This window comes from uncultured Halovibrio sp., assembly GCF_913056445.1.
Lineage (GTDB): Bacteria > Pseudomonadota > Gammaproteobacteria > Pseudomonadales > Oleiphilaceae > Halospina > Halospina utahensis_B.
This window is the reverse complement of sequence record NZ_CAJXMA010000106.1, coordinates 1-8,888: the sequence shown is the minus strand read 5'-3', so window position 1 is coordinate 8,888 and position 8,888 is coordinate 1. Positions and strand designations below refer to the sequence as shown.

General features: G+C 62.5%; 9 protein-coding genes. 8 read left to right on the top strand and 1 reads right to left on the bottom strand.

Features of this window, described 5'->3' with window-relative positions; all coding sequences use genetic code 11:
- Positions 1-439 (top strand): PUA domain-containing protein (locus tag QZ501_RS14080; RefSeq protein WP_363174797.1); only part of this gene is annotated, 439 nt, incomplete at its 5' end.
- A 77-nt stretch (positions 440-516) separates the two neighbouring features.
- Here the strand turns inward: QZ501_RS14080 and rpsT are convergent.
- Complete coding sequence (rpsT, locus tag QZ501_RS14075) at positions 517-786, bottom strand: 30S ribosomal protein S20 (RefSeq protein ID WP_151440337.1); 270 nt, start codon at positions 784-786, stop codon at positions 517-519.
- 154 nt (positions 787-940) lie between these two features.
- Between rpsT and murJ the strand changes: the two genes are divergently transcribed.
- The 7 genes from murJ to QZ501_RS14040 all read left to right on the top strand — a co-directional run.
- Positions 941-2,536, top strand: coding sequence for a murein biosynthesis integral membrane protein MurJ (gene murJ / locus QZ501_RS14070; RefSeq protein ID WP_151440336.1), 1,596 nt, complete (start codon positions 941-943; stop codon positions 2,534-2,536).
- An 83-nt stretch (positions 2,537-2,619) separates the two neighbouring features.
- On the top strand, positions 2,620-3,600 hold the full coding sequence (gene ribF, locus QZ501_RS14065; protein WP_151440335.1) for a bifunctional riboflavin kinase/FAD synthetase: 981 nt from the start codon (positions 2,620-2,622) through the stop codon (positions 3,598-3,600).
- Between the two features lie 27 nt (positions 3,601-3,627).
- Positions 3,628-6,447: an isoleucine--tRNA ligase gene (ileS, locus tag QZ501_RS14060; RefSeq protein WP_295720379.1), complete on the top strand. Its 2,820-nt coding sequence runs from the start codon at positions 3,628-3,630 to the stop codon at positions 6,445-6,447.
- Positions 6,448-6,451: 4 nt separating this feature from the next.
- Positions 6,452-6,964: a signal peptidase II gene (gene lspA, locus QZ501_RS14055; protein WP_192497304.1), complete on the top strand. Its 513-nt coding sequence runs from the start codon at positions 6,452-6,454 to the stop codon at positions 6,962-6,964.
- Complete coding sequence (gene fkpB, locus QZ501_RS14050; protein ID WP_095618057.1) at positions 6,961-7,389, top strand: FKBP-type peptidyl-prolyl cis-trans isomerase; 429 nt, start codon at positions 6,961-6,963, stop codon at positions 7,387-7,389. Before lspA ends, fkpB begins: the two co-directional genes overlap by 4 nt.
- A gap of 18 nt (positions 7,390-7,407) precedes the next feature.
- A complete protein-coding gene (gene ispH / locus QZ501_RS14045) occupies positions 7,408-8,364 on the top strand; it encodes a 4-hydroxy-3-methylbut-2-enyl diphosphate reductase (RefSeq protein WP_151440332.1) in 957 nt (318 codons plus the stop codon).
- A 177-nt stretch (positions 8,365-8,541) separates the two neighbouring features.
- The coding region (locus QZ501_RS14040; RefSeq protein WP_295720374.1) for a GspH/FimT family pseudopilin at positions 8,542-8,888 on the top strand (347 nt) is incomplete at its 3' end.

Sequence of the window (8,888 nt, the reverse complement as noted above, 5' to 3'; positions counted from 1 at the left end):
GGCGGCTCGTTCCGGCGCCTTCACGCTGATCGCGGGTGGGCGCATGGAGGCGGTCCTGACCCGGGCCCGGGCCGGTGAGCCGGTAGGCACCCTTCTGGTTCCGGACCAGGAGCGGCTGGATGCCCGTAAGCAGTGGATGGCGGGGCATCTGCGCACGCGTGGGCGGCTGGTTCTGGACGCAGGGGCTGTGCGGGTGCTCACTGAAGGCGGGCGGAGTCTTCTACCGGTCGGGGTGCGTCGGGTAGAGGGTGCGTTCCGGCGTGGCGAAATGGTTTCCTGTGTGGATGAACAGGGCCGGGAGGTCGCGCGTGGGCTGGTCAGCTATGATGCGGCTGAAGCCCGGCAACTGGTGGGATGCCCCAGTGAGCAGATTGCCGAGCGGCTGGGTTACCTTCAGGAGGAGGAGCTGATACACCGGGATAACATGGTTCTGGTGTAAACCGGCTTTCCCGCCCCCTGAAACAGACAGACCCCGCCGAGGCGGGGTCTGTCTGCTGGACGGCAACCCGGTGCCGATCAGGCGGACTGAAGCGCCTTGATGCGGGCGTTGAGGCGGCTCTTGTGGCGGGCCACCTTGTTCTTGGCGAAGATGCCCTTGTTTACGCTGCTGTCGAGCACGGGTTCCATTTGACGGAACGCTTCCCGTGCACCTTCCGCGTTGCCCTTGTTCAGCTCGGTCTCGACCTTCTTGATGAAGGTACGGGCGCGTGAGCGCTGACCAGCGTTGTGCTTGCGCTGGATCTCGTTGAGGCGGGCACGCTTTCTTGCTTGCGGAGAGTTAGCCACCGTTTGACTCCTCGAATTCGGGTTACCAATGGGTCTGAAATGACGCGGAATAATGCCGCGCAGATGGCCTGTTGTCAAGGACAGGGCGGTGGTGCTGTCGTCATCCGGCGGGCGGGGTGGTAGTATCCGGCGTTTTCACCCGGGATCAGCAGGCATGACTCAGGAGCCGCAGACAGAGCCAGCATCGCAGAGCGATGAGACGCCGCCGGCCGGTCGCTCCCGTGGCCTGCTGGGGTCCTCCGGCATCTTCGCCGTTTTCACCATGTTTTCCCGGGTCCTGGGGCTGGCCCGGGACATTGTGATCGCGCGCTACTTCGGGGCCGGCCCGGACGCGGACGCTTTCTTTGTGGCGTTCAAGATTCCCAACTTCCTGCGTCGGCTTTTCGGTGAGGGTGCCTTCAACCAGGCGTTTGTGCCGGTGCTGTCCGAATATCGCCAGAAGTATGACACCCGGTCGGTGCACTCACTGGTCAATACCGTGGCCGGGTCATTGGGGTTTGTGCTGCTGGTGCTGTCCGTGCTGGCGGTACTGGGCTCGCCCTGGATCACAGCGGCGTTTGCGCCTGGCTTCATCGGGGACGAAGTGCGCTACCCGCTGGCGGTGGAAATGCTGCGCATCACCTTCCCCTATCTGATGCTGATCTCGCTTACGGCCTTCTGCAGCAGCACACTGAACAGCTACGACATTTTCGGGGTCCAGGCGTTCACGCCCGTGATCCTGAACCTGAGCATGATCGCCAGCGCCATCTGGCTGACCCCCTATATGCAGGAGCCGGTGCTGGCACTGGCCTGGGGGGTGCTGATCGCCGGTGTTCTGCAGCTGCTGTTCCAGCTGCCGTTTCTGGCCCGCCTCAATCTGCTGCCGCGGCCAAGAATCGATTATAGGCATGAAGGCGTTATCCAGATCATGAAGCTCATGGCACCCGCGCTGTTCGGGGTCTCGGTCAGCCAGATCAACCTGCTACTGGATACCATACTGGCCTCAATGCTGGAGACGGGCAGTGTGTCCTGGCTCTATTACTCGGATCGCCTTTCAGAGTTGCCGCTGGGGATCTTTGGTGTCGCTATCGGCACCGTGATCCTGCCGAATCTCTCCCGCAAACACGCGGACGAGTCCATGGATGCCTTTTCACGCACTCTGGATTGGGCGCTGCGCAGCGTGCTGCTACTGGGTATCCCGGCAGGCTTGGCGTTGTGCCTGCTGGCGGAGCCGTTGGTCGCAACCCTCTTCCATTACGGCGAAACCACAGCGCGGGATGTGTTCATGTCGGCGCAGAGCCTGCGGGCCTATGCCCTGGCGCTGATTGCCTTCATGCTGGTTAAGGTTCTGGCGCCCGGTTTCTTTTCCCGGCAGGACATGCGGACCCCGGTCCGGATCGCGGTGATCGCCATGACCTCCAATATGGTCTTCAACCTCATCCTGGTCTGGCCGCTGGCACACGCCGGGCTGGCGCTGGCAACGGCACTCTCCGCCTGGATGAACGGCAGCCTGCTGCTGCGGGGGCTGTACCGTGAAGGCGTCTTCCGGCCCCAGCCAGGCTGGGGGCGCTTCGCGCTGCAGCTGCTGGCGGCCAACGCTGTCATGGGTGGGCTGCTGTTCGCCTTCGCGCCGGCGGCTGCGCAGTGGCTGGACTTTGATCTGCTCACGCGCATCGCCTTCACTGCCGCTCTGGTGACCGGTGGGGTCCTGGCCTACTTCGCCGTGCTCCTGATCTGCGGCGTGCGGCTGCGGCATTTCCGTATGCATTGAGGCCTGTTGCAACGGCGGGCATTGGGCCCGGTCCCACCATTGCGGTATAATCCGCGGTCCCCGAAAATCAGGAGGAGCCCCGCATGCGGCTGATCCGAGGGCTGCACAATCTCAAGCGCTGGGCGGAACGCAGTGACAACCCCCTTGCGAATGGGTGTGTCGCCACCATAGGCAACTTTGACGGTATCCATCGTGGTCACCAGGTAATCATTGACCAGGTGCGGGACCGGGCCCATCAGCTGGGCGTTCCCTCGGTGGTAATGGTGTTCGAGCCCCAGCCGCGGGAGTTCTTTGGCGGTGCCGATGCGCCGCCACGGCTGATGCGTTTCCGGGAAAAAGTGGAAATGCTGCTCTCCCATGATGTGGATATTGTGGTCTGCCTACAGTTCCGCTCCCGGCTGCGCAATCTCTCGGCCATGGACTTCATCGAGCAGGTCCTGATGGAAGGGCTGAACGTGCAGCACCTGGTGGTGGGCGATGATTTCCGCTTCGGCTGTGACCGCAGGGGCGATTTCCGGCTTCTGCAACAGGTTGGTGCCGAGCGGGGTTTTGAAGTGGAGCATACCCAGACCATACGGGTGGGGGGCGAACGTATCAGCTCCACCCGTCTGCGGCAGGCGCTGGGTGAAAACCGGCTGGCGGATGCCCACGAACTGCTGGGGCGGCCCTATTCGCTCTCCGGCAGGGTGGTTTACGGCAAGGCCCTGGGGCGTGAACTCGGGGTGCCCACGGCCAATATCCTGCTCAGCGGGCGCAAACCGCCGCTACGGGGGGTGTATGTGGTGACGGTCGAGATGCCCGGTGGGCATGTTGAGCGGGGGCTTGCGAACATCGGCATGCGCCCGACGGTCAATGGGCAGTACCCGTCGCTGGAGGTGCACCTGCTGGATTTCTCCGCCAACCTCTACGGTCGGCGGTTACGGGTGACCTTCCTTTACCATCTGCGGGACGAGGTCAAGTTCGATTCCGTGGACGAGCTGGAAAAACGGATTCACGAGGACATCAACCAGGGGCGTGACTGGCTGGCGAACAACCGCCCGGTACCGACCAATGTGGAACGCTGACCGAAACGACAGACTCCGGGAACCTTCATGAGCGATTACAAAGACACGCTGAACCTGCCAAAGACGGATTTCCCCATGCGTGGGAACCTCTCCAAGCGCGAGCCGGAAATGCTTGAGCGCTGGAACCGTCTGGACCTCTACGGCACGCTGCGCCAGCGCCGTGCGGGCGCCGAGCGCTTCGTGCTGCACGACGGCCCGCCCTACGCCAACGGCAGCATCCACATTGGTCATGCGGTCAACAAGATCCTCAAGGACATGGTGGTCAAGTCCCGCAACCTCATGGGCTATGATGCCCCTTATGTGCCGGGCTGGGACTGTCACGGGCTGCCCATTGAGCACAAGGTTGAGCAGGACATCGGCAAGGCCGGTGACAAGGTGGACTACAAGACGTTCCGCCAGGCCTGCCGCGATTACGCCGCCGAGCAGCTGGACAACCAGCGTCAGGACTTCATCCGCCTGGGGGTAATGGGGGACTGGTATAACCCCTATCTGACCATGGACCCGAAGGTGGAAGCGGACATCGTCCGTTCCCTGGGCCGTATCATCGACAACGGGCACCTGGAGCGGGGCTTCAAACCCGTCTACTGGAGTGTGGTCGGCCAGTCCGCGCTTGCTGAGGCCGAAGTGGAATACCAGGAGAAGACCTCCATCCAGATTGACGTCCGTTTCCCGGCTGTCGATCCGGGTAGGGTGGCTTCCGCGTTTGGTGAAAACGGACTGGATGCTCCGGTATCACTGGTGATCTGGACCACGACCCCCTGGACCATTCCCGCGAACCAGGCGGTGGCCGTTAACGAGGAACTGGAATACAGCCTGATCCGTGCCGACGCTGGTCGTGGCGCCGAATACCTCGTGGTAGCCGAAGAGCTGCGCGAGACGGTGACCGAGCGCTGGAGCCTGCAGAACGCCGAGGTGGTGGCACGCTGCCGTGGCGCGGCGCTCACCGGGGTGATGCTGCAGCACCCGCTCTATGAACGCCAGGTACCTGTTGTGCTCGGCCATCATGTTTCCACGGATGCGGGTACCGGCCTCGTTCATACCGCACCGGACCACGGCCCCGATGACTTCGAGATCGGGCGCGAGAACGGCATCGGCACACTTAACCTGGTCAAGGCGGACGGCACCTACGCCGAAGCGGCGGGTGAGTTCGCGGGCATCCACATCTACAAGGCGGATACGCCGGTCTGTGAAGCGTTGGCGCGCGAGGGCTGCCTGCTGTTCCAGGAGTCCTTCAAACACAGTTACCCGCACTGCTGGCGGACCAAGACGCCGCTCATCTACCGGGCCACGCCCCAGTGGTTCATCAGCATGGACCGCAACGGGCTCAAGCAAGGCGCTCTGGAGGCCATTCCCGGTGTGTGCTGGATTCCGTCCTGGGGGCAGCAGCGCATCGAGGGCATGATCGAGCAATCCCCGGACTGGTGCATCTCACGCCAGCGTACCTGGGGGGTGCCAATCACGCTGTTCGTCCATAAGGACACCTATGAACTTCATCCGCGCACCCCGGAGCTGATCGAGGCGGCCGCGAAGGCCATCGAGAAGGACGGCATCGACGCCTGGTATGAGCTGGATGCGCGCGAACTGCTTGGCGATGACGCGGACACCTACGAGAAGGTGACGGACACACTGGACGTCTGGTTTGACTCGGGTGTGACCCACGCCTCGGTGCTGGACCGGCGCGAGGACCTAAACCGCTACCCCGCGGACCTGTACCTGGAAGGCTCGGACCAGCACCGCGGCTGGTTCCAGTCCTCGCTGAAGACCGGCATTGCCATCAAGAAGATGGCCCCCTACAAGGAAGTGCTGACGCACGGTTTCACCGTGGACGAGAAGGGCTACAAGATGTCCAAGTCCATGGGCAACGTGATCGCGCCCCAGAAGGTGATGGACGAGCTGGGCGCGGATATTCTGCGGCTCTGGGTCGCGGCGACGGACTACAGCGCCGAGATGTCAGTCTCCCAGGACATCCTCAAGCGCACGGCAGACGCGTACCGGCGTATCCGCAATACCTCGCGCTTCCTGCTGGCCAATCTGGACGGGTTCGACCCGGCCACAAACAGTGTGGCCTTTGATGACATGGTGGCGCTGGACCGCTGGATGGTGGACCGGGCGCGGCGCCTTCAGGAGGAGGTGATCGACGCCTACAACCGCTACAGCTTCCTGCAGGTGTACCAGAAGGTACACAACTTCTGCATCCTGGATCTGGGCGGTTTCTACCTGGACATCATCAAGGACCGCCAATACACCACCCAGCCGGACAGCCTGGAGCGGCGTTCCTGCCAGACAGCGCTCTATCACGTGGCCGAGGCCCTCTCGCGCTGGATCGCGCCCATCCTGACCTTTACGGCGGATGAGATCTGGCAGCATATCCCCGGGGAGCGCGATGAGAGCGTGCACTGGGCCACCTGGCACGAAGGGCTGGAAGCGCTGCCTGCGGACGCGCCGATCAAGCAGGATGAGTGGGATACGCTCATCGAGGTGCGCAGCGCCGTGAACAAGCAGCTTGAAGCGGCCCGGAATGAAGGCACGATCAAGGGCTCGCTCAGCGGCGAGGTCACCCTCTACGCGGACGGCGGGCTTAAGGAACTGCTGGAGCGCCTGGGTGACGAGCTGCGTTTCGTGATGATTACGTCCGAGGCCCGTGTCGCGCCGCTGGCCGAGGCGGGTGATGCCCCGGAGACGGACGTTGAAGGGCTCAAGGTGGCGGTGGTCGCCGCCGGCCATACCAAGTGCGAACGCTGCTGGCACCATCGCCCGGATGTGGGCGAGCACAGCGAGTACCCGGATCTGTGCGGCCGCTGCATCAGCAACATCAGCGGCGATGGCGAAAAACGGCGGTTTGCGTAACGGTATGCTGACACCGTTGGCCCGTAACGGGCTTATCATCGCGGCCTTCATCGTGATCGCGGACCTGACCACCAAGGCCGCCGCCACGGCCATGCTGGATTACGGTGAGGCCAACGTGGTTCTGCCGTTCTTCAATCTGACGCTGCTGCACAACACTGGCGCGGCCTTCAGTTTCCTCTCGGAGGGGGCCGGCTGGCAGCGCTGGCTTTTCATATCGCTCGCGGTCGTCATCTCGGGGGTGCTGGTGGTGTGGCTGACACGGCTGAAGCGGCACGAGACCTGGCTCGGCATCGCGCTGGCGTTCGTGCTTGGCGGCGCTGTCGGCAACCTCTACGATCGCGTGGTGCACGGCTATGTGGTGGATTTTTTCCATTTCCACTGGGCCGGCTACCATTTCCCCGCCTTTAACGTGGCGGACAGTTTCATTACCGTTGGCGCCATTATGCTGCTGCTGGATCTGTTTATAAGCGGCGAGCAGGGCGACAGCGGGTCACAGCAAAAGGGCAACAGGCAATGAGCGTAATCGGACCGGACAGCCAGGTGACCCTGCATTTCGCGTTGCGGCTGGAAGACGGCTCGGACGTGGATTCCACCTTTGAGAAAGAGCCGGCCACGCTGACCGTGGGCGATGGTAACCTGCCGGAGGCGTTCGAGCGCTGCCTGCACGGCCTGAAAGCAGGCGACCGGCAGACCTTCTCAGTACCGCCTGAAGACGCCTTTGGCCAGCCCAACCCGAACAACGTCCAGACCTTCAAGCGCCGCGAGTTCAGCCCCGAGTTGCCGCTGGAAGAGGGCATGGTGCTCTCCTTCGCGGATGCGGCCAAGGCGGAAGTGCCCGGTGTCATCAAGGCGTTTGATGATGATACCGTTGAGGTAGATTTTAACCACCCACTCTCGGGCAAGACACTTGAGTTTGAAGTCTCGATTGTGGATGTCCAGTAAGCACCGGGAATCATGACCATGCAGATCAAGCTCGCCAATCCCCGTGGATTCTGTGCCGGCGTTGACCGCGCCATCGAGATCGTCAATCGGGCGCTCGATGTGTACGGCGCCCCTATCTACGTGCGGCATGAAGTCGTCCACAACAAGTTCGTAGTGGACAACCTGCGCGAGCGTGGCGCCGTATTCGTGGACGAGCTGCACCAGGTGCCTGACGATGCCTGGGTGATCTTCAGCGCCCACGGCGTCTCCCAGGCTGTTCAGCAGGAAGCCCAGGACCGCGGGCTGCAGGTTTTTGATGCCACCTGCCCGCTGGTGACCAAGGTGCATATGGAGGTCATGACCTACAGCCGGGAAGGCCGTGAATGCATCCTCATCGGCCATGCCGGCCACCCCGAGGTGGAAGGCACCATGGGCCAGTACGACCGCAGCAATGGCGGTGACATCTACCTGGTGGAAAGCGAGGCCGATGTCGAGAAGCTGCAGGTGAAGAACCCTGAAAAGCTGGCCTTCGTGACCCAGACAACACTTTCCATGGACGACACCGCACGCGTGATCGATGCCCTCCAGACCCGTTTCCCGGCCATCCAGGGCCCGCGAAAGGACGACATCTGCTACGCCACCCAGAACCGTCAGGACGCGGTGAAAATGCTCGCCGCCGAGTGCGACCTGATGCTGGTGGTGGGCTCGCCCAACAGTTCCAACTCCAACCGCCTGCGCGAGCTGTCTGAACGTATGGATACGCCCGCCTACCTGATTGATGCGGCTGACCAGATTGAAGCCTCATGGCTTGAAAACGTGGGCGCCGTGGGCGTGACGGCCGGGGCCTCCGCGCCTGAGGTCCTGGTTGAAGAGGTCGTGGCGCGCCTGCGCGAGTTCGGTGGTGAGACTCCTGACGAGCTCGAAGGCGAACAGGAGAACGTGGTGTTCAGCATGCCCAAGGCGCTGCGGATTCCCGCCAAGGAAGTGGAGGCCTGACCCGGGCCTCCGTGATCATTCCGGTGTGAAATCTTTCACACCGTTTTACCGCTCATCCCCTCATCCGTTCCGCTCGTCGGCCACCGGCTGACATTTCCGTAACCCACGCTATTCTGAACATTGAGTCATTGAGCCGTGTCCATCGATTGGACGAGGCGCGTCATGAGGCGTATTGGAATGGAAAATTCTGTCCGCACAGCAGGGCTAACCCAGAGAGGGTTCACGCTGGTTGAACTGATGATCGTGATCGTGTTGTTGGCTGTGATTGCGGCGGTTGCGGTGCCCGGGTTCCAGACCCTCGTTGAGAACAATCAGGTGACATCAAGCACCAACCGTCTTGTGGGCGCCCTAAATTTTGCGCGGTCGCAGGCGCTGCGCGAAGGGCAGCAGGTAACGCTCCAGCCAACCAGTGGTGATTGGGATCAGGGATTCCAGGTTGTCATGGGTGGTAATACGCTTCGCCAGTTCCAGGGATCTGAAACCCGAATGGCGATCTCCGGTAACGCGGTAACCTTCCGGGGGAA

What these genes read in the sequence shown, in the direction of transcription:
- ribF (WP_151440335.1), top strand. Translation starts at nt 2,620, where the DNA reads ATGCGGCTGATCCGAGGGCTGCACAATCTCAAGCGCTGGGCGGAACGC.
- ileS (WP_295720379.1), top strand. Translation starts at nt 3,628, where the DNA reads ATGAGCGATTACAAAGACACGCTGAACCTGCCAAAGACGGATTTCCCC.
- fkpB (WP_095618057.1), top strand. Translation starts at nt 6,961, where the DNA reads ATGAGCGTAATCGGACCGGACAGCCAGGTGACCCTGCATTTCGCGTTG.
- lspA (WP_192497304.1), top strand. Translation starts at nt 6,452, where the DNA reads ATGCTGACACCGTTGGCCCGTAACGGGCTTATCATCGCGGCCTTCATC.
- ispH (WP_151440332.1), top strand. Translation starts at nt 7,408, where the DNA reads ATGCAGATCAAGCTCGCCAATCCCCGTGGATTCTGTGCCGGCGTTGAC.
- murJ (WP_151440336.1), top strand. Translation starts at nt 941, where the DNA reads ATGACTCAGGAGCCGCAGACAGAGCCAGCATCGCAGAGCGATGAGACG.